This window comes from Micromonospora sp. NPDC047730, from assembly GCF_043204765.1.
GTDB lineage: Bacteria > Actinomycetota > Actinomycetes > Mycobacteriales > Micromonosporaceae > Micromonospora.
Map to the genome: position 1 here is coordinate 232,174 of NZ_JBIDCU010000010.1, position 21,869 is coordinate 254,042.

General features: G+C 74.2%; 3 protein-coding genes. All 3 read left to right on the forward strand.

Going from position 1 to position 21,869, the window contains the following annotated elements; all coding sequences use genetic code 11:
• Window positions 1-31 precede the first annotated feature (31 nt).
• Genes ACGF5G_RS23270 through ccrA form a run of 3 tightly spaced genes read left to right on the forward strand, consistent with a single transcriptional unit; the run spans window position 32 to window position 21,756 of the window.
• On the forward strand, window positions 32-967 hold the full coding sequence (locus tag ACGF5G_RS23270) for a TauD/TfdA family dioxygenase (RefSeq protein WP_393266009.1): 936 nt from the start codon (window positions 32-34) through the stop codon (window positions 965-967).
• 49 nt (window positions 968-1,016) lie between these two features.
• Window positions 1,017-20,540, forward strand: a complete 19,524-nt coding sequence (locus ACGF5G_RS23275) for a non-ribosomal peptide synthase/polyketide synthase (RefSeq protein WP_393266012.1) — start codon at window positions 1,017-1,019, stop codon at window positions 20,538-20,540.
• Window positions 20,524-21,756 (forward strand): crotonyl-CoA carboxylase/reductase, encoded by a 1,233-nt coding sequence (gene ccrA, locus ACGF5G_RS23280; protein WP_393266015.1) that lies wholly within the window; start codon window positions 20,524-20,526, stop codon window positions 21,754-21,756. Before ACGF5G_RS23275 ends, ccrA begins: the two co-directional genes overlap by 17 nt.
• Window positions 21,757-21,869: the final 113 nt, after the last annotated feature.

Consider the following 21,869-nt stretch of genomic DNA (forward strand, 5'->3'; position numbering starts at 1 on the left):
CCGCACGGACGCTACGAAGAGGAGTGCCGCCATGACCGACAGCGAGCCGTGGAAGCCGCTGGAGATCAGCCCGTCCGACATCGGAGCCCAGCCGGGTGCCGACGGCCTGCTCGCCTGGCTGTCCGCCCAGGACATCGGGGGTCTGCTGGTCGAGCACAAGGCGCTGGTGTTCCGCGGATTCGGGGTCGCCCCGGCGACGCTGAACCCGGTGATCGACATGCTGCTGCCCAACCGGTTGGCCTACGTGCACGGCAACTCGCCGCGCACCAAGGTCGGTGACAACCTGTACACCTCGACGGACTATCCGCCGGAGTTCACCATCTCCATGCACAACGAGATGTCGTACGCCGCGCGCTGGCCCGCCCGGCTCATCTTCTTCTGCCAGCAGGCGCCCACCAGCGGCGGCGCCACCCCGGTCGTCGACGGCCGGCTCTGGCTGGACGCCATCCGCCCCGAGGTGCGCGAGGCGTTCGCCGGCGGGGTCCGCTACGTCCAGAACCTGCACGGCGGCCTCGGGCTCGGCAAGAGCTGGCAGGCCACCTTCGAGACCGACGACCGGGACGAAGTCGAGGCGTTCCTCAAGGACACCGACGCCGAGTGGGAGTGGCGGGCCGACGACACGCTCTGGATCAGCCAGGTCCGTCCGGCCACCATCCGCCACCCCGTCAGCGGCCTCGAGGTCTGGTTCAACCAGGCCGACCAGTGGCACGTCGCGGGTCTCGGTGAGGAGGCCGCCGACCTGATGGAGCTGCTGAGCGAGGACGAGGCGCCCCAGTCGGCCCAGTTCGCCGACGGCAGTCCGATCCCCGCCGAGTGGATCGTCCACATCCAGCAGGCCGGTCTGAAGCACGCGGTCGACGTCGACTGGCGCGAGGGCGACCTCATGGTCATCGACAACGTGCTCGTCGGGCACGGTCGCCGGCCGTACGCGGGCCAGCGCCGCGTGCTCGTCGCTATGTCGGACTGAGCCGCCCTCCCACCGCCGCCACCCATCGACCGGAAGGCACACCACCGCGATGCAGTCAGGGATCTCGGAGATTCTGCCGTTGTCGCCGTTGCAGGAAGGCCTGCTGTTCCACAGCGTGTACGACGACGGGACCGACGTCTACACGGTGCAGATGGCCCTCGACCTGGCCGGCGAGCTCGACGCCGAGCGCCTGCGGACGGCGGCGGAGGCGCTGCTGGACCGGCATCCCCACCTGCGCGCCGCGTTCCGTTACCAGCGGGCGGACCGCATGCTCGCGGTGGTACCCAGGAAGGCGGCGCTGCCGTGGGTCGTACGCGACCTCGGTGGACTGACGGAGGTCGAGGCCGACGAGGAGTTGCGGCGGCTGGCCGACGACGAGCGGGCGCACCGGTTCGACCTCGGTGCACCGCCGCTCATGCGATTCGTGCTCGCCGCCCGCGGCGTCGGGCGGCACCGGCTGGTCGTCACGATCCACCACATTCTGCTCGACGGCTGGTCGATGCCCTTGCTGCTGCGGGAGCTGTTCGCGCTCTACGGTTCGCGCGGCGACCTGGCTGTGCTGCCGCCCGCCACGCCGTACCGGGAGTATCTGAGCTGGCTCGCGGGTCGCGACCGGGACGCCGCGGCGCAGGCATGGCGGACGGCGTTCGCCGGGGTCGACGAACCGACCCGCCTGGCGCCGACGGACCCGGGCCGGCGCAGCGCGATGCCGGAGCGGCTGGTGCGGCCGCTGCCGGCCGACCTGAGCAGCGCCCTGCGGGAGCGGGCCGCGGCGGCCGGGCTGACGGTGGGGACCGTGCTCCAGACCGCGTGGGCCACGGTGCTCGGGGGGCTCACGGGGCGCACCGACGTGGTCTTCGGCGCCATCGTGGCGAGCCGGCCCGCGGAGCTGCCGGGCAGCGAGACGATGATCGGCCTGCTGCTGGACACCGTCCCGGTCCGGGTCCGGCTGGACCCGGCGCGGGCCTGGACGCAGATCGCCGCGCGGCTGCAGGACGAGCAGGCGGGCCTGCGCGAGCACCAGCACCTCGGGCTGGCGCGCATCCAACAGGTCGTCGGCGGGGAACTGTTCGACACCGCGTTCGTCTACGAGAACTACCCGGTCTCCGACCGCGGCGCGGAGGTCGCTCCCGGCCTCCGGGTGGTCGGGCTGCACGGGCGCGACGCCACGCACTACCCGCTCACCCTGGTCGCCGCCAACGCCGGCGACGACCTCGTTCTGCGGGTGGACCACCGGGCGGACCTGATCGGCGTGGACGTCGCGGAGAAAGTCCTCGACCGGCTGACGCGCGCACTGACGGCGATGGCCGCCGACCCGGACCTGATCCTCGCCCGCATCGACACCCTCGAACCGGCCGAACGGGAGCGGATCCTGACCGGCTGGAACGACACCGCGCACCCGCTGCCGCCGGCCACCCTGCCGGCGCTGTTCGAGGCCCAGGTCTCGCGCAGCCCGGAGCACCCGGCGCTGGTGTTCGAGGGCGAGACCCTCACGTACGCGCAGTTCAACGAGCGGGCGAACCGCCTGGCGCACCTGCTCGTCGCGCGCGGCGTCGGGCCGGAGCGCACCGTCGCGGTCGCCGTGCCGCGCAGCGCCGACCTGCTCGTCGCGCTGTACGCCGTGCACAAGGCCGGTGGCGCCTACGTGCCGCTGGACACCGGCTATCCGGCCGAGCGGCTGGCGTTCATGCTCGCCGACGCCGCACCGGTGTGCGTGCTCACCGTCGGGTCCGTCGCCGGTGAGCTGCCGGGCGGCACGCCTACGGTCGTGCTGGACGACCCGGCGCTGCACGAGCACCTCGCCGCCCAGCCCGCCACCGACCCGGTCACGGCGCTGCTGCCCGGTCACGCGGCGTACGTCATCTACACCTCCGGCTCGACCGGGCGGCCCAAGGGCGTCGTGGTCGCGCACGAGGCCGTCGCGAACCGCCTGCGGTGGGGTCAGGACCGCTATCCCCTCACCGCCGAGGACCGGGTGATGCAGAAGACCCCGGTCAGCTTCGACGTGTCGGTCTGGGAGTTGTTCTGGCCGCTCCAGGCCGGCGCCACCCTGGTGATCGCGCGACCGGACGGTCACCGCGACGCGGCCTACCTGGCCGAGCTCATCGACCGGGAACGGGTCACCACCGTCCACTTCGTGCCGGTCCTGCTCGACGTCTTCCTCCGCGAACCGGCCGCCGCCCGGCTCGGCACGCTGCGCCGGGTGCTGTGCAGCGGCGAGGCCCTGTCCGCCGAGGTCGCCGAGCGGTTCCACCGCACCGTCGATGCCGAGCTGCACAATCTCTACGGGCCCACCGAGGCCGCTGTGGAGATCATCGCCTGCGAGGTCCCGGCGGAGGCGACCGGCCAGGCCGTGCCGATCGGCCGCCCGGTGTGGAACAGCCGGATCTACGTGCTCGACGCCGCGCTGCGGCCGGTGCCGCCGGGGGTGACCGGCGAGCTGTACCTGGCCGGCGCGCAGCTGGGCCGCGGATACCTGCGCCGGCACGGTCTCACCGCCGACCGGTTCGTCGCCGATCCGTTCGCCGGTGGCGGCGCACGGATGTACCGCACCGGCGACCTCGTGTCCTGGCGTGCCGACGGCATCCTGGACTATCTCGGTCGCGCCGACGGCCAGGTGAAGGTGCGCGGCCAGCGGGTCGAACTCGGCGAGATCGAGGCGGCGCTCGCCGCGTGCCCGGGAGTGGCCCGCGCGGTGGTGCTGTTCCGCGTCGACCGCTCCGGCGGCCAACGGCTGGTCGCCTACGTGGTTCCCGACGGCCCGGCCCCGGCCCTCGCGGGCCTCCAGGACCGCCTGCGGCGGCGGCTACCGGAGTACATGGTGCCGACGGCGCTGGTGACGCTGGACGAGTTCCCGCTCAACCCGAGCGGCAAGCTGGACCGGCGGGCCCTGCCCGCGCCGGCGTCCGGTCCCGCCACGACCGGCGCGCCGCGTACGCCCGAGGAGGCGGTGATCTGCGAGGCAGTCGCGGCCGTCGTCGGCGTCCCGCAGGCCGGCCCGGACGACAACTTCTTCGACCTCGGCGGCGACAGCATCCTCGCCATCGCGCTCGTGGCCCGGCTGCGTAAGGCCGGCGTGCGGCTGACTCCGCGCGACATCTTCCAGAACCCCACCGCGGCCGCGCTGGCGACGGTTGCCGCCGAGCAGACGCAACCGGCTGCGGAGCCCGCCGACGACGGTACGGGCGACGCGCCGCTGACCCCGATCATGCACGCGTTCCGCGAGCGTGGCGGGCCGTTCGAGCGGCTGGCCCAGTCGATGCTGCTGCGCGTGCCGGCCGGCCTGGACGCCGACCGGCTCACCGCCGTCCTGCGCGCGGTGCTCGACCACCATCCCGTGCTGCGCGCCCGGCTCGCCGACGGTCAAGACGGCAGGCCGGTGCTGCGGATCGGGCCGCCCGGCAGCGTCGACGCCGCCGGGCTGCTGCGCCGGGTCGACGTCGCGGCCCTCGGCGACGCGGACGCCGTCGCGCTCCTGGCCGGACAGGCCGCGACCGCCAAGGGTGAGCTGGACCCGGCGCACGGGCGGATGGTCCGGGCGGTCTGGTTCGACGCCGGCCCCGACCGGCCCGGCCGGCTGCTGCTGGTGCTGCACCACCTCGTCGTCGACGGGGTCTCCTGGCGGGTGCTGCTGCCCGACCTGGCACAGGCGTGGACCGCGGTCGCGGCGGGGGAGCCGGTCGTCCTGCCGCCCGGCGGCACCTCGTTCCGGCGCTGGGCCACCGCGCTGCGGGCCGCCTCGGCCGATCCGGCGCGGGCGGCCGAGGCCGAGTGGTGGGCGGCGATGCTCCGCGAACCGGAGCCGCTGATCGGCGGCCGGCCGCTGGATGTCACGCGCGACACCGCGCAGACGTTGCGCACCCTCAACCTGGAGCTGCCACCGGCGGTGGCCGGGCCGCTGCTCAGCTCGGTGCCGGCCGCCCTTCACGCCCGGGTCAACGACGTGCTGCTGGCGGCCCTCGCCCTCGCGGTCACGCAGTGGCGCCGCTCCCGCGGCCAGGACAGCCACGCCGGCGTGCTGGTCGACCTGGAGGGGCACGGACGCGGTGAGCTGTTGCCCGGGGCCGACCTGTCCCGGACGGTCGGCTGGTTCACCTCGCTGTACCCCGTCCGCCTCACCGGCGCCCCGGCCGACGCGACCGGCCGGTGGGCACCGCAGGCGCTGGACCGTACGGTGGCCGCGGTCAAGGACCTGCTGGCCGGGCTGCCCGACGACGGCCTCGGCTACGGCATTCTGCGTTACGGCGGCGCGGCCGCCGGCGCGCGGCTCGCCGGTTCGCCGCGCCCGCAGATCGGCTTCAACTACCTCGGCCGTATCGGCTCCGGCTCCACGGACGGCGGCGGGGAATGGCAGCCCGACCCGGCGCTCGCCGCGCTCGGCACCGACCGGGGCGGCGAGCTGCCCCCTGCCCACGCGATCGAGCTGAACCTCTTCGCCCAGGACGGGTCGGACGGCCCGCGGCTGATCACCTCGTTGACCTGGCCGCAGACGCTGCTCGGCGAGGCGGACGTCCGTGAGCTGGGCGAACTCTGGCAGCGTGCGGCCCGCGCGTTGGTGGACCGGGCGGCCGCGCCGGGCGTCGGCGTCGCCGCCCGCGCCGCGTCGGACTTCCCGCTCGTCACGCTGGGTGCCGACGAGATCGCCCTGCTGCTCGGCCAGCACCCGGGCGCCGCCGACCTGCTGCCGCTGGCGCCGCTGCAGAAGGGGTTGCTGTTCCACACGCTCTTCGACGAGAACGCGCCTGACGTCTACATGGTGCAGACGGTCCTGGACATCACCGGGCCGCTGGACAGCGCCGCCCTGCGCGCCGCCGCCGGCGTGGTGCTGCGCCGCCATGACAACCTGCGGGCGGCTTTCTGCCATGAGGGTCTGCGCGAGCCCGTGCAGGTGATCCTCGCCGAGGTGGACACACCCTGGCGCGAGGTCGACCTGACGGGCCTGCCCGAAGCGGAGATCGCGGCCGAGGCCGACCGGCTCACCCGGGAGGACCGGCGGACCCGCTTCGACCTGGGGCGGGCGCCACTGCTGCGGTTCACCCTGCTGCGCACCGGCCCGCAGCAGCACCGGTTCATCGTCAGCACCCACCACATCCTGGTCGACGGCTGGTCCCGCCCCATCCTGATGGAGGAACTCTTCCTGCTGTACCGGCATGGCGACGGGCGGCGGTTGGCGCCGGCCGGCCGCTACCGGGACTTCCTCGCCTGGCTCGCCCGTCACGAGCGCACCGAGGCCGAAGCCCGCTGGCGGGAGGCCCTCGACGGCCTCGACGGGCCGACCCTGCTCGCCCCCGCCGACCGGGCCCGTCGGCCACTGCGCCCGGAGTCGACCTCGATCGAGATGCCCGAGGCGGAGACCGAGGCGCTGGCGTCGGTCGCCCGCGGGCTCGGCGTCACCGTCAACACCGTCGTGCAGAGCGCCTGGGCGCTGCTGCTGCGCTCGGCCACCGGCCGCGACGACGTCTGCTTCGGCGCCACCGTGGCCGGACGCCCGCCGGAGGTCCCCGGCGTCGAGCGGATGGTGGGCCTGTTCATCAACACCGTGCCGGTCCGGATCCGGCCGCACGCCGCGGACACCCTCGGCGATCTGGCGCGGCGGGTGCAGGCGGAGCAGTCGGCGCTGATGGCGCACCAGCACCTCAGCCTCGCCGACATCCAGCAGATGGTCGGAGCCGAGGAGCTCTTCGACACCGCGGTGGCGTTCGAGAGCTATCCGGCCCTGCCGACGGCACCCGACATCGCGGACACCGGACTGCGGATCGAGGCGGTGCCCGGCCGTACCGTCTCGCACTATCCGCTCAGCCTCACCGCCGTACCGGGCACCCGGCTGCACCTGCGGATGAACTACCGGCCCGACCTCTTCACGCCGGAGGCCGTCGACGGGCTGCTGGACCGGCTGGTGCGGGTGCTGTCCCGCTTCGCCGGCGATCCCGCCGCCCGGGTCGCCGCCATCGAGCCGCTGCTCGCCGTCGAACGCCGCCGCATGCTCGACGCCGGCGCCGGGCCGTCGCGCGTGGACAGCCCGGGCCGTACCCTGCCCGGCCTGCTGCTCGCCCAGGCCCACCGCACCCCGAACGCCATCGCGCTCGTCGACGCGACCGAGGCCGTGACCTACGACGCGCTACGCCGCCGGGCGAACCGGCTGGCACGGGTACTCGTCGCCCGTGGCGCCGAACCGGAGCGGATCGTCGCGCTCGCCGTACCCCGTGGCACCGACCTCGTGGTGGCGCTGCACGCGATCACCCAGAGCGGCGCCGCGTACCTGCCCCTGGACACGGACTACCCGGCGGAGCGGGTCGCGTTCATGGCCGCCGACGCCGTGCCGGTCGTGCTCCTCACGACGCGGGAGGTCGCCGCCCGCTGGCGGCTGGCCGACGTGCCCGTCGTCGCCGTCGACGATCCCGCCGTCGCGGCCGAGGTGGACGCCGCGGACGACGACGACCTGACCGACGCCGACCGCAGCGCCACGCTGCTCGACCGGCACCCCGCATACGTGATCTACACGTCCGGCTCGACGGGTCGGCCCAAGGGCGTCGTCGTGGAACACCGGATGCTGGCCGACTACCTCGGGCACGCGACCGCCGCCTACCCGTCGGCCGCCGGGGTGGCGCTGATGCACTCGTCGGTGTCGTTCGACATGTCGGTGACCGCACTGCACACCCCGCTGGTGACGGGCGGTTGCGTCCGCCTGGCCGCCATCGAGGACGCGGTCCCGGATCGCGCGCACCCCACTCGGCCCTCCGGCTGGACGCTGTTCAAGGGCACCCCGAGCCACCTGACGCTGATGCGGTCCGCAGCGGTCGACCTGGCGCCGACGCAGGAGCTGCTGCTGGCCGGCGAACCGCTGACCGGCGCTCAGCTCGACGACTGGCGGCAGCAGCACCCGGACGTCGCGGTCCTCAACGTCTACGGCCCGACCGAGACCACCGTCAGCGCCACCGAGCACCGCATCCCGGCCGGTGCGCCGGTCCCGGCGGGCGCCGTGCCGATCGGTCGCCCGCTGCCGAACACCCGCTGCTACGTCCTCGACAGCGGCCTTCGGCTGCTGCCCGCCGGCGCCGCCGGTGAGCTCTATCTCGCCGGAGACCGGGTCGCACGCGGATACCTGCGCCGCGCCGCCCTGTCGTCGGCACGGTTCGTCGCCGACCCGTTCGGACCGGCCGGCTCCCGGATGTACCGCACCGGCGACCTGGTCCGGTGGAACGCCGACGGCACGCTCGACTTCGTCGGCCGCGTCGACGACCAGGTGAAGGTGCGCGGCTTCCGGATCGAGCCGGGCGAGATCGAGGCCACGCTGAGCCGCCATCCCCGCATCGCCCGCGCCGCCGTGATCGTGCGCGAGGACCTGCCGGGCGACCGGCGCCTGGTGGCGTACGTGGTGGGGCGCGACGGGCACCGGCCGGTGGCCGCCGAGGTCCGCCGGTTCGTCGGTGAGAGCCTTCCCGAGTACATGGTGCCGCAGACCGTGGTCGCCCTGGACGAGCTGCCGCTGACCCCCAACGGCAAGGTGGACCGGCGGGCCCTGCCGGTGCCGGTCGTGGGCGGGCTGGCCGAGGCGCGCCCGCCGCGCAACCCGCAGGAGGAGATCCTCTGCGGTCTGTTCGCCGAGGTGCTCGGCGTCGGCCGGGTCGGCGTGGACGAGAACTTCTTCGAGCTGGGCGGGCACTCGCTGTCGGCGACCCGGCTGGTCGGCCGGGTCCGGGCCACGTTCGGCGCGGAGCTGCCGATCCGGGCGCTGTTCGAGACGCCGACGGCCGCGGGCGTGGCCCGCCGGCTCGCCGAGTCGGCGGGGCGAGGCCGGGCGCCGGTCGTGGCCGTGCCGCGCACGGGCACCGTGCCGTTGTCCTTCGCGCAGCGCCGGCTGTGGTTCCTCAACGAGCTGGAGAGCGCGAGCCCGCTGTACAGCATCCCGATGGTGCTGCGGCTACGCGGCGAGCTCGACCGCGACGCCCTGCTCGCCGCGCTGCGCGACGTGGTCGTGCGGCACGAGAGTCTCCGCACCCTCTTCCCGGAGGCCGACGGCGAGCCGCGGCAGCTCATCCTCGACCCGGCACGGGCGGCGGGGATGGTGGCGCTTCCGCTGGCCGAGCCGGGGCCCGGCGGCGTGGCGGCCGAGGTGCAGGCCCTGATCCGGCGCGGGTTCCGGCTCGCCGAGGAGCTGCCCCTGCGGGCGGTGCTGTTGGCCACGGGCCCGGGCGAGCACGTGCTCGTCGCGGTGCTGCACCACATCGCCGGCGACGGCTGGTCGATGCGGCCGCTGGCCCGCGACCTCGCCCTCGCCTACACCGCGCGGCGCGACGACCGGGTCGCCGACCTGCCGGCGCTCCCTGTCCAGTACGCCGACTACGCGGCCTGGCAGCGGGAGTGGCTCGGCGACGAGGACGATCCGGACAGCCCGATCGCCCGGCAGCGCGACTACTGGACCACCGTCCTCGCCGGGCTCCCCGAGGAACTGGACCTGCCGGTCGACCGGCGCCGTCCGGCCGTGTCGTCGTACCAGGGCGGCAAGATCCGATTCACCCTCGACGCGGAGCTGCACAAGCAGCTCGGCGTCCTGGCCCGGCGGAACAAGGCCAGCCTCTTCATGGTGTTGCAGGCGGGCCTCGCCGCGCTGCTGACCCGGCTCGGCGCGGGCACCGACATCCCGGTCGGCAGCCCGATCGCCGGGCGGACCGACAGCACCCTGGACGACCTCGTCGGCTTCTTCATCAACACCCTGGTGCTGCGCACGAGCACGGCCGGCAACCCGAGCGCGCAGGAACTGATCGCCCGCGTCCGGGAGACCGACCTGGCCGCGTACGAGCACCAGGACCTGCCCTTCGAACGGCTCGTCGAGGTGCTCAACCCGGCACGCTCCCTCTCCCGGCACCCGTTGTTCCAGGTCATGCTGTCGTTGCAGAACACCCCGGAGGCGAGCATCCAGTTGCCCGGGCTGAGCGTCAGCGCGGTGGCCGGAGCTGCCGACGTGGCGAAGTTCGACCTGTCGTTCGCGATGGGGGAGCGGCGGGGCGCCGGCGGGCAGGCCGAGGGGATCGAGGGCGTCGTGGAGTACAGCGCCGACCTCTTCGACGCCTCCACCGTGGACACCATGCTCCAGCGGTACGTCCGGGTGCTGCGCGCGTTCGTCACCGACCCGGCCGCCCGGATCGGCGCGCTGGACGTGCTCACCGCACCGGAGCGGGACCTGCTCACCGCCGCGGCCGAAGCGGTGCGTGAGCGGACGTCGACCCTCGACGGCCTCGTCACCGCGCAGGCCAGCCGCACGCCCGACGCGGTCGCCGTGGTGTACGGCGACACCGAGGTGACCTACGCCGAGCTGGTGCGGCGGGCGAACCGGCTGGCGCACGCGCTTGCCGACCGCGGCGCCGGGCCGGAGAAGACCGTCGCCGTCGCCGTGCCCCGCTCGGTCGACCTGGTGGTCGCCATCCTCGCCACGCTGAAGACCGGCGCCGCGTACCTGCCGCTGGACACCGAGCACCCGCCGGAGCGGATCGCCTACCTGCTCTCCGACGCGGATCCCGTTCTGCTGGTCACCGCCGCCGACGTCGCCGACCGGTGGCCCCGGATCGCGGACCGTGCGGTCCTGGTCCTCGACCGTGCGGATCTGACCCGGCTGCCCACCGGCGAACCCCCGGTGGAGCGGCACCCCGCCAACCCGGCGTACGTGATCTACACGTCCGGTTCGACCGGCCGCCCCAAGGGCGTCGTCGTCGAGCACCGCACTGTCGTGCCGATCATCGAGGCGTCCGTGCGGGCGTTCGGCGCGGGTCCCGGCCGGACCGTGCTCCAGCACGCCTCGGCCGGATTCGACAACTCCGTCTGGGAGACGTTCATCGCCCTCGGGTCCGGTGCCACCCTGTGCCTCGGCCCGGCCCAGGCGATGGTCTCCGGCGAGGACCTGGCGGAGCTCATCCAGCGTCACGGCGTCGACCTGGCCGTCCTGGTGCCGTCGGTGCTGGCGTTGGTCGACCGGGACCGGGTGCCGGGCCTGCACACGCTGCTCGTCGGCGGCGAGGCCATCCCGCCCGCGCTCGCGCAGCGGTGGGCCGGCGGCCGGAGGATGTTCAACACCTACGGGCCGACCGAGGCGTCGATCCACTGCACGCTGGGCCGGCTGACGCCGGCGAACGCGGGCGGCACGCCGATCGGCAGGCCCAACGACGGCGTCACCGTGCGCCTGCTCGATGCCTGCCTCCAGCCGGTGCCCGCGGGGGTCGTCGGTGAGATGTACGTCAGCGGCGTCGGGGTCGCCCGTGGCTACCACCGGCGGCCCGGTCTGACCGCGGGTCGGTTCGTCGCCGACCCCTACGGTCCGCCCGGCGCCCGCATGTACCGCACCGGGGACCTGGCGCGACGCGACGCCGAGGGTGACCTCTTCTTCGCCGGCCGCGCCGACGACCAGGTCAAGGTCCGCGGTGTGCGGATCGAGCTGGGCGAGATCGAGACCGTGCTGGCCGCGCACCCGGCGGTGGACCGGGCCGCCGTCGCCGTGCACGCCGATCGTCTCGTCGGCTACGCGGTCCCGGCAGCCGGCGCCACGCTGCCGTCGCCGGCCGAGCTTCGCCGGCACCTGCGGCGCACGCTGCCGGAGCAGCTCGTCCCCGCGGCGTTCCTGGGGCTGGACGCGTTGCCGCTCAACGCGAACGGCAAGCTCGACCGCAAGGCCCTGCCCGTACCCGAGCTGCCGTCCGCACCGGCCGGGCGGGGCCCGTCCGATCCGCGTGAGGACCTGCTCTGCACGCTGTTCGCCGAGGTGCTGGGTGTGGCCCGGGTCGGCGTCGACGACAACTTCTTCGAGTTGGGCGGTCACTCCCTGGCGGCGACCCGGCTGGTGAGCCGGATCCGCTCGGCCTTCGGCGAGGAGATGCCGGTCCGCCAGGTCTTCGAGACCCCCACGGTGGCGGCGCTGGCCCGCAGGCTGACCGGTGGGGCGCCTGCCCGCCCGCCCCTGGAGGTGGTGGCGCGGCCGGAGCGGATCCCGCTGTCCTACGCCCAGCGTCGGCTCTGGCTGATCAACCAGTTGGAGGGGCCGAGCGCCACCTACAACGTGCCGATGGTGCTGCGGCTGCGCGGCGACCTCGACGCCGACGCGCTGCGGCAGGCGTTCGCCGACGTGGCGGGCCGGCACGAGAGCCTGCGAACGGTCTTCCGTGCGATCGATCAGGAGCCGTTCCAGGTGGTCCTGCCCGTCACGGCGGCCGTCCCCGCCCTTCCGGTGCTGCATCCCGCGCCGGGCGACGCCGACCGTTGCGTCCGCGAACAGCTCGACCGCGCCTTCGACCTGGCGGCGGAGCCGCCGGTGCGCGCCGCTCTGGTGGCCCTCGGCCCGCTCGAGCACCTGCTCGTCGTGACCTGTCACCACATCGCCACCGACGGCTGGTCGGCCGGGCCGCTCGCGCGTGACCTGGCCGAGGCCTACGCCGCCCGGCGCACCGGGAATGCCCCCGGATGGCAGCCGTTGCCGGTGCAGTACGCCGACTACACGCTCTGGCAGCACCGGTGGCTGGGCAGCGAGAGCGACCCGGACAGCCCGATCGCCCAGCAGCTGGCGTACTGGACCAAGACCCTGGCCGCGCTGCCCGAGGAGCTGACGCTGCCCTTCGACCACCCGCGGCCCGCGGCGCTGTCCCACCGCGGCGGCACCGTCCCGCTCGTCCTCGACGCCGGGCTGCACGCCCGGGTGACCGCCGTGGCGCGGTCGACGGGGACGAGTGTGTTCATGGTGGTGCAGGCGGCGCTGGCGGCGTTGCTGACCCGGTTGGGTGCGGGGTCGGACGTGCCGATCGGTACGCCGGTGGCGGGTCGGTCCGACGATGCGCTCGACGAGTTGGTGGGGTTCTTCGTCAACACGGTGGTGTTGCGGACGGACACGGGTGGGGATCCGTCGTTCCGGGAGTTGCTGGGCCGGGTGCGGGAGGCCGACCTGGCGGCGTACGGGTATCAGGATCTGCCGTTCGAGCGTCTGGTGGAGGTGCTCAATCCGGTGCGGTCCCTGGCGCGGCATCCCCTCTTCCAGGTCATGCTGTCGCTGCAACCGGCGACCGCACCCGCCGCCGTCACGCCCAACCTCGACTCCGCCGGCCTCAAAGCCGACAGCGATCAGCTCGACACCGCGACCGGCCCCACGTCGGCGAAGTTCGACCTGTCGGTGCGGCTGACCGAGAGCTCCGGCGCCGACGGCCAGCCCGCCGGGATGACCGGCACCCTCGCCTACGCCGAGGACCTGTTCGAACGCGGCACCGCACAGACGATCGCTGCGCGGTTCGTACGCCTGCTCGACGCCGTCCTGCGGGAACCCGATCAGCGGATCGGCGCGGTGGACCTGCTCGACGCCGACGAGCGCCGAGCGCTGCTCGCCGAGTGGCAGCACCCCGCCAGCCCGGCACCGGACGTCCTCGTGCCCGACCTGGTCCAGGCGCAGGCCGCCCGCACGCCCGACGCGCCGGCGGTCGAGTTCGGCACCGAGGTGGTCGCCTACGCCGAACTCAACGCCCGCGCCAACCGCCTCGCCCGCCTGCTGCGCGACCACGGGGCCGGACCGGAGCAGCTCGTCGCGCTCGCCGTGCCGCGCTCGGTCGACATGGTCGTCGCCGTGCTGGCGGTGCTCAAGAGCGGTGCGGCCTACCTGCCGATCGATCCGGACTATCCGGCCGAGCGCGTCGCACTGATGCTCACCGACGCCACGCCGGCCGTGCTGGTCACCACGTCAGCGGTCGCGGGGCAGCTGCCCGCCGCCGCCCGCCGGATCGTGCTCGACGAGACGGGCGTGCGTGCCGACCTCGCCGCCCGGGCGGACAGCGACCTGACCGACGCCGACCGCACGACGCCGCTGACCGCCGACCATCCCGCCTACGTCATCTACACCTCCGGGTCGACCGGCCGCCCCAAGGGCGTGGTGCTGACCCACCGAGGCATTCCCAATCTGGTCCTGACCCGCAAGGTCGCGTACGACCTCGGTCCCGGCGCGCGGTTGCTCCAGTTCGCATCCCTGAGCTTCGACTCCGCGCTGTCGGAGCTGTGCGCGCCGCTGGTCTCCGGCGCGTGCATCGTGCTGGGGCTCGCCGACCGGCTCGTGCAGTTGGCCAACCTTCCGAAGCTGATCGCCGAGCGGCAGGTCAGCCACGTGACGCTGCCGCCCGCGGTGCTCAGCAGGCTCCCCGTCGGCAGCCTGCCGTCGGTGCGCACGCTGGCTGTCGTGGGTGAGGCACCGCCGGCCGATCTGGCGGCCGGCTGGGCGACCGGACGGCGGATGTTCAACGCGTACGGACCCACCGAGGCGACGGTCTGCGCGACGATGACCGCACCCCTCGAGGCGCGCGTGGGCGTGCCGCCGATCGGGCGGCCGTTGCCCAACACCCGGGCGTACGTCCTCGACGCCCATCTGAACCCGGTTCCGGCCGGGGTCCCGGGGGAGCTGTACCTCTCCGGCGTCAACCTTGCCCGGGGCTACCTCGGACAGAGCGGGCTCACCGCGGACCGGTTCGTCGCCGATCCCTTCGGTGGGCCGGGCGAGCGGATGTACCGCACCGGCGACCTGGTCCGCCGGCGCGCCGACGGCCAGCTCGACTTCCTCGGCCGGGCCGACCACCAGGTGAAGCTGCGCGGCTTCCGGATCGAGCTGGGCGAGATCGAGGCGGCACTGGCCGCCGCGCCGGGCGTGGCGCAGGCGCTCGTGCTGGTGCGGGCGGGTGCTTCCGGCGACCGGCGCCTGGTCGCCTACGTCGTCGCCCGCCCGGGCACCGACCCGGGTGAGCCGGAGCTGCGTGCCCACCTGGCCGGAATGCTGCCCGACTACATGGTCCCGTCGGCCTTCGTGCGCATGCCCGAACTACCGCTGACCGTCAACGGCAAGGTCGACCGGGCCGCCCTGCCCGCGCCCCGCGACCCCTCCGGCGCCCGGCGCGAGCCCGCCGACGGTCGCGAGGCGCAGCTCTGCGCGCTCGTCGCCGGCGTGCTGGGGCTGGACCGGGTCGGCGTGGATGACAACTTCTTCGCGATCGGCGGCGACAGCATCGTCGCCATCCAGCTGGTCAGCCGGGCGCGCGCCACCGGACTGCTGTTCACCCCGCGCGACATCTTCCGGCACCAGACCGTCGCCGCCCTCGCCGCTGTCGTCACCGAGGCCGACGCGCCGGACGCGGCAGCCGAGGACGGCACCGGCACGGTGCCGCCGACGCCGATCGTGTCGTGGCTGCGCGGGCTCACCGGCCCCATCGAGGGCCTGAACCAGTCGAGGCTGCTGCGGGTCCCGGGCGGTATCGGGCTGGACCGCCTCACCCGCGCGGTGCAGGCCGTCGTGGACAACCACGACGCGCTGCGGATGCGCCTGCACCGGCGCCCGAACGCCTGGGAACTGTCGGTCGGGCCGCGCGGCAGCGTGGCCGCCGCCGACCGGGTGCGCCGGGTCGACGTGGCGGGCCTGGACGCGGCGGCCCTGCGCGAGGCGCTCGGCACCCACGGCGAGGCGGCCCGCCGCCGGCTCGACCCGGACGCCGGCGCGGTCGCCGAGGTCGTCTGGTTCGACGCCGGGCCGCAGACGCCGGGCCGGCTGCTGATCGTTGCGCACCACCTCGTCGTCGACCGGGTCTCCTGGAGCGTCCTGCTGCCGGACCTGGCTGCGGCGTGGGAGTCGGCGACCGGTGCCGAGCCCGTCGTGCTCCCGCCGGTGCCCACCTCGCTGCGCCGCTGGGCGTTGGCGCTGCGCGAGGCGGCGCACGATCCGCGGCGGGTGGCCGAATTGCCGCTGTGGTCGCGGATGCTGGCCCGTCCGGAGCCGCCGCTCGGTGCCCGGGCGCTCGATCCCGGCCGCGACGTGCGCGGCACGGCGCAGGCCGTCACCGCCGAGCTGCCGGCCGAGGTCACCGCTGCGTTGCTGACGTCCGTCCCGGCCGCGTTCCACGCGCAGCCGAACGAGGTCCTGCTGACCGGGCTCGCCCTGGCCGTGGCCCGGTGGCGGCAACGGCGCGGCACCGTCGCATCGGCGGTGCTCGTCGACGTCGAGGGCCACGGCCGCGAGGACGCGGGTGCGGGTCTGGACGTGACCCGCACCGTGGGCTGGTTCACCACCATGTACCCGGTCGCGGTGGACCTTGGCGGCATCGACCCGGATGGTGCGTCCGACGCCGGCACGCTCCTCAAGCGCGTCAAGGAGACCCTGCGTGCGCTGCCGGACAACGGCCTGGGCTACGGGTTGCTGCGCCACCTCAACCCGGACACCACCGCGGTGCTCGCCCCGCTCGCCGGGCCGCAGATCGGCTTCAACTACCTCGGCCGTTCCGGCGGTGCCGCGTCCGTCGGCACCGGCACCGGCTGGTCGCCGGCCCCCGCCGACGAACTCCGGCTGCCCGGCAGCGATCCCGGCCTGGCCGTCTCGCACGTACTGGACATCAGCGCCATCACCCGCGACGAGGCCGGCGGTCCCCGGCTGCTCACCCGCTGGAGTTGGCCGGCGGGCATGTTCGACGCCGCCGAGGTGCGGGAGCTGACCGAGCTGTGGCACGCGGCGCTCACCGCGTTGGTGGAGTGCGCCGGCCGGCCCGGCGGCGGTGGGCACACCCCATCGGACTTCCCGCTCGTCGACCTCACCCAGCAGGACCTCGACGCGCTGCAGGAAGACCCGGCCGGGCTGGTCGACGTGCTGCCGCTCGCGCCGCTGCAGGAGGGCCTGCTCTTCCACCTCCACCACCGCGGCGACGGGCCGGACCCGTACCTGGTGCAGCTCGCCGTGGACTGCGAGGGTGACCTCGACCCGGCGGCGCTGCGGGCGGCCGGTGCGGCGTTGCTGGAGCGCCACCCGAACCTGCGCGCCGGATTCCGGTACCTGATCGATGGCGCCGCGGTGCAGTACGTGCGCGAGCGTGTCGAGCTGCCGTGGACCGAGGTCGACGTCGCGTCCCTGCCCGAGGGGGAGCGCGAGGCCGCGCTGGACCGGCTGGCGGCCGCCGAACGCGCGGCCGGTTTCGACCCGGACCGTCCGCCGCTGCTGCGCCTGCTGCTCGCCCGGACCGCCGACCGGCGGTACCGACTGGTCCTCACCAACCACCACATCCTCTTCGACGGCTGGTCGGCGCCGCTGCTGCTGCGCGACCTGGTCGGGCTCTACGCCGTTGGAGGGTCTGCCGCCGGTCTGCCGCCGGCCGTGGACTTCCGCCGCTACCTGCGCTGGCTCGCCGGGCAGGACCGGGCCGGCACCGAGGCGGCCTGGCGTCAGGCGCTGTCCGGCGTCACCGAGGCGACCCGGCTCAGCCGGCCCGATCCCGGCGTGGCCGACCGGCTGCCCGAGCGGCTCCTCGCCGACCTGCCGGCCGACGTCGCCACGGCGGTGCAACGCCGGGCCGCCGCGACCGGGGTGACCCTCAACACCGTGCTCCAGACCGCCTGGGCGGTCGTGCTCGGCGGGCTGACCGGCCGCCGGGAGGTCGTGTTCGGCGCCACCGTGTCCGGCCGGCCGCCGGAGCTGCCCGGCATCGAGAGGATGGTCGGTCTGTTCATCAACACCGTGCCGGTCCGGGTGCGTCTCGACCCGGGCGTGCCGTGGCCGCACGCGCTGCGGCGGGTGCAGGACGAACAGTCGGAACTGACCCCGCACCAGTACCTCGGCCTGGCGCACATCCAGCGGCTGGTCGGCATCGGTGACCTGTTCGACACGGCGTTCGTGTTCGAGAACTACCCGATCGACGCCGCGGGGGAGGACGCCACGGGCACCCCGGAGGGCCTCCGGGTCACCCGGGTCGACGGCCGTGACTCCGCGCACTACCCGGTGGTCGTGGCCGCCTCACCGGCCCGTGGCGGGCTGCGGCTGCGGCTGGACTACCGGTGCGACCTGTTCTCTGCGGAGACCGCCAGAGAGCTGCTGGGACGGCTCGAGCGAGTACTGGCGGCCACCGCGGCCGACTGGGACCAGCCGGTGGGCCGTCTCGGCCTGCTCGACGAGACCGAACGGCACACCCTGCTGGTCGAGTGGAACGCCACGCGACAGCCGGTCGGCGACGGCCCGCAGACGATCACCGATGCCTTCGCGCGGGTGGCGGCACAGCGGCCGGACGCGCCCGCGCTGAAGCTGGGCGGGCACGCCCTGACCTACCGGGAACTCGACGCGGCCGCCACCCGGCTGGCTCGCCGCCTCGTCAACCTGGGCCTGCGGCCGGACCAGCGGGTGGGGCTGCTGTTCGAGCGCTCGGTCGAGCTGGTGGTCGCCGCGCTCGCGGTCGGGCGGGCGGGCGGTGCGTACGTCCCGCTCGACCCGAAACACCCCGCCGCCCGGCAGCGCCTGATCCTGGGCGAGACCGCGGCGCCGTTCCTGCTCACCGGTGCCGACCGCACCGACGACTGGCTCGCCGGGCTGAACGGACGGGTGACGGTCGTCCCGGTGGCGCTCGACGATCTCGCCGACACCGGCCTCACGTCCGGTCCCGACGCCCTGCCGCCGGTCGCGCCGGACCAGGTCGCCTACGTCATGTACACGTCCGGTTCGACGGGGCTGCCGAAGGGGGCTGCGGTCACCCACCGCGACGTCGTCGAGCTGGCGACCGACCGGTGCTGGCGTGCCGGCAGCCAGGAACGCGTGCTGTTCCACTCACCGCACGCCTGGGACGCCTCGACGCTGGAATGGTGGGTGCCGCTGCTCAACGGCGGCGAGGTCGTCGTCGCGCCGCCACAGGCGTTGGACACCGCGGTGCTGCGCGACCTGATCGTCGGCGAGCGGATCACCGGCCTGTGGCTGTCGGCCGGGCTGTTCCGGCTGCTTGCCGAGGAGGATCCGGCCTGCTTCGCGGGTCTGCGCGAGGTCCGCACCGGTGGCGACGTGGTCTCCGCCGACGCGGTACGCGCGGTGCTCGCGGCGTGCCCGCAGACCGTGGTGACCAACGGCTACGGGCCGACCGAGGCGACGGTCTTCGCGGTGCACCACGCGATGCGCCAGGGCGACCCGGTGGGCGACACCGTGCCGATCGGCCGGCTGCTGGACAACATGCGCGGGTACGTCCTCGACGCGTTCGTCCGCCCGGTGCCGGTCGGCGTCGCGGGAGAGCTGTACCTCGCCGGATCCGGTCTGGCACAGGGCTACGAGCGGGATCCGGCCACGACGGCGCGCTGGTTCCCGGCTGATCCTTTCGGGCCGCCCGGCACCCGGATGTACCGGACCGGCGACCTGGTCCGGTGGCGGTCGGACGGGCGACTCGAGTTCGTCGGCCGGGTCGACGACCAGGTGAAGATCCGCGGCTTCCGGATCGAGACCGGCGAGATCGAGACCGCACTGACCGGCCACCCCGCGATCGGGCAGGCCGCCGTCCTGGCCCAGGAGTACCGGCCGGGCGACCGGCGGCTGGTGGCCTACCTGGTGGCGGCGCCCGGCGCCACGGTGCCGGAGTCACCGGTGCTCGTGGAGCACCTGCGCGGGTCGCTGCCCGACTACATGGTGCCCTCGGCGTTCGTGACGCTGCAGCGGTTGCCGCTGACCAGCAACGCCAAGCTGGACCGCGCCGCGTTGCCGTTGCCGTCGGTCGGTGGCGGGGCGGGCCGGTCACCGCGTACCCCACGCGAGGTGCTGCTGTGCGCGGTCTTCGCGGAGGTCCTCGGCATCGAACGGGTGCGGCTGGACGACGACTTCTTCGCGCTGGGCGGCAACTCGTTGCTCGCCGCCGCGCTGCTGACCCGGCTGCGAACGGTCTTCGGCGCGGGGCTGAGCATCCAGGCGCTGTTCGCCGGGCCCACCCCGGCGCGGGTCGCCGAGGCGCTGGACGACTCGGCGGCCGGCACGGCCGACAGCTTCGCCGTGCTGCTCCCGCTGCGGGCCGCGGGTGACCGGCCGCCGCTGTTCTGCGTGCACGCCGGTGGTGGCCTGAGCTGGCGCTACTACGGGCTGTTGCGTCACCTACCGCCCGGTCAGCCGGTGTACGGGCTCCAAGCCCGCGCCTACAGCACTGCCGGGTACCAACCGGCCGACGTGGCGGAGATGGCCGCCGACTACGTGGCGCAGCTGCGGGCGGTCCAGCCGCACGGGCCCTACCACCTCGTCGGCTGGTCCTTCGGCGGCCTGGTGGCACACGCCATGGCGACGGCGTTGCAGGCGACGGGGGAGCGGGTCGAGCTGCTCGCGCTGCTGGACGCGTTCCCGGCACGCGACGGGGACGACATCGTCGTGCCCGCTGCCGAAGATGTCCTACCGGTGCTGCTGGAGGCCGCAGACGTCACACTCGACTCCACCGGGACGGAAGGGCTGACCGTGGCCCGGGCCGCCGAGGAACTCCGGGAGCGCGGTGGGCCGCTGGGCGACCTGCTCGCCGACCGGGTCGAGACCGTACTCGAGACGTTCCGCACCGGCTTGCGCCTTCGCCGGTCGTACCGACCAGACGTCTTCGACGGCGATCTGCACCTGTTCGTCGCGGACGGGACCGACCCGGGCACGGCGGTGGACCGGTGGAAACCGTTCGTCACCGGCCGGATGACCGGCCACCCGCTGCCGTTCGCGCACAGCGACCTGCTGCGTCCGGAAGCTCTCGCCGTCGTCGTCGAGAGGCTCGGCGACCGGCTTCCACACCGTACGAGAAGGGATGTGACCGATGCAGGAGCTTCATGACCTGGGTACGACCGCGCCGTTGGGCGAGGTCCCGCGATTCATGCACGCGGCGCTGATCCGCCGCGGTCGGTACGGCCAGCCGGCGAAGGCGTTCGAGATCGAGGTCGTCGAGGTGCCGCCGGTCGGCCCGAAGCAGGTCCTGGTCTCGGTCATGGCGGCCGGCATCAACTACAACGGCGTGTGGGCGGCGCTCGGCGCACCCGCCGACGTGATCGCCCTTCGCCAGAAGAAGGGCGACCCGCACGACTTCCACATCGCCGGCACCGAGGGTTCCGGTGTGGTCTACGCCGTCGGCTCCGAGGTCACCCAGTTCCGCGTGGGCGACCATGTCATCTTCGGCGGCCTGCAATGGAACGAGTCCGCGCCCGACATCCGTCTCGGGGTGGATCCGACCGCGTCGCGCTCCCAGGTCGCCTGGGGCTACGAGAGCAACTTCGGGGCCTTCTCGCAGTACTGCCTGGTCGACGAGTACCAGTGTTATGCCAAGCCGCCCGCTCTCACCTGGGAGGGCGCCGGCGCGATGATCGGCTGTGCGGCGACCGCCTACCGACAGCTGTTCGGGTGGCACCCGCACACGGTGCAGCCCGGTGACCCGGTGCTGGTGTGGGGTGGCGCGGGCGGTCTGGGGTCGATGGCCATCCAGTTGGTGAGCCAGTTCGGTGGCCGGCCGGTCGCTGTGGTGTCCAGCGAGGCCAAGGCCGAGCACTGCCGGCGGCTGGGCGCGGTCGGGGTGATCGACCGGTCCGAGTTCGACCACTGGGGCCGGATGCCCGACCAGGACACGCCAGAGTACGCGAGGTGGATGGCCGGTGTGCGGGCCTTCGGACGCAAGTTCTGGGAGGTGCTCGGTGAGCGCCGCAATCCGCGGATCGTCTTCGAGCACCCGGGCCGCGACACGCTGCCGACGTCGGTGTACCTGTGCGACAACGCGGGCATGGTGGTGACCTGCGCCGGAACGAGTGGCTACAACGGGGACCTGGATCTGCGGTTCCTCTGGATGCACCAGAAGCGGTTGCAGGGCTCGCACGCGGCGAACGTCCGCGAGACGGCGGCGATGGTCCAGTTGGCCGGCGCCGGCCGGCTGGATCCGTGCGTGACGGTGGCCGAGCCGATCAGCGAGATCGGTTCGCTGCACCAGGCCCTGTACGAGAATCGGCACGAGCCGGGGAACATGGCCGTGCTGATCGGTGCGTCGGCACCTGGGCAGACAGGCTGAACAGCGCGACGCGGGACGGGCCGTGGCGGGCCGTCCCGCGTTCGCGTCGGCGAGGCGGGCGGCCATCAGCCCGGTCATGGCTTCGACGCGGTTGAGGTGGCCGGCGTCGACCC

Excerpts from the sequence above, each read along its gene's own strand:
- ACGF5G_RS23270 (WP_393266009.1), top strand. The coding sequence starts at position 32 with ATGACCGACAGCGAGCCGTGGAAGCCGCTGGAGATCAGCCCGTCCGAC.
- ACGF5G_RS23275 (WP_393266012.1), top strand. The coding sequence starts at position 1,017 with ATGCAGTCAGGGATCTCGGAGATTCTGCCGTTGTCGCCGTTGCAGGAA.
- ccrA (WP_393266015.1), top strand. The coding sequence starts at position 20,524 with ATGCAGGAGCTTCATGACCTGGGTACGACCGCGCCGTTGGGCGAGGTC.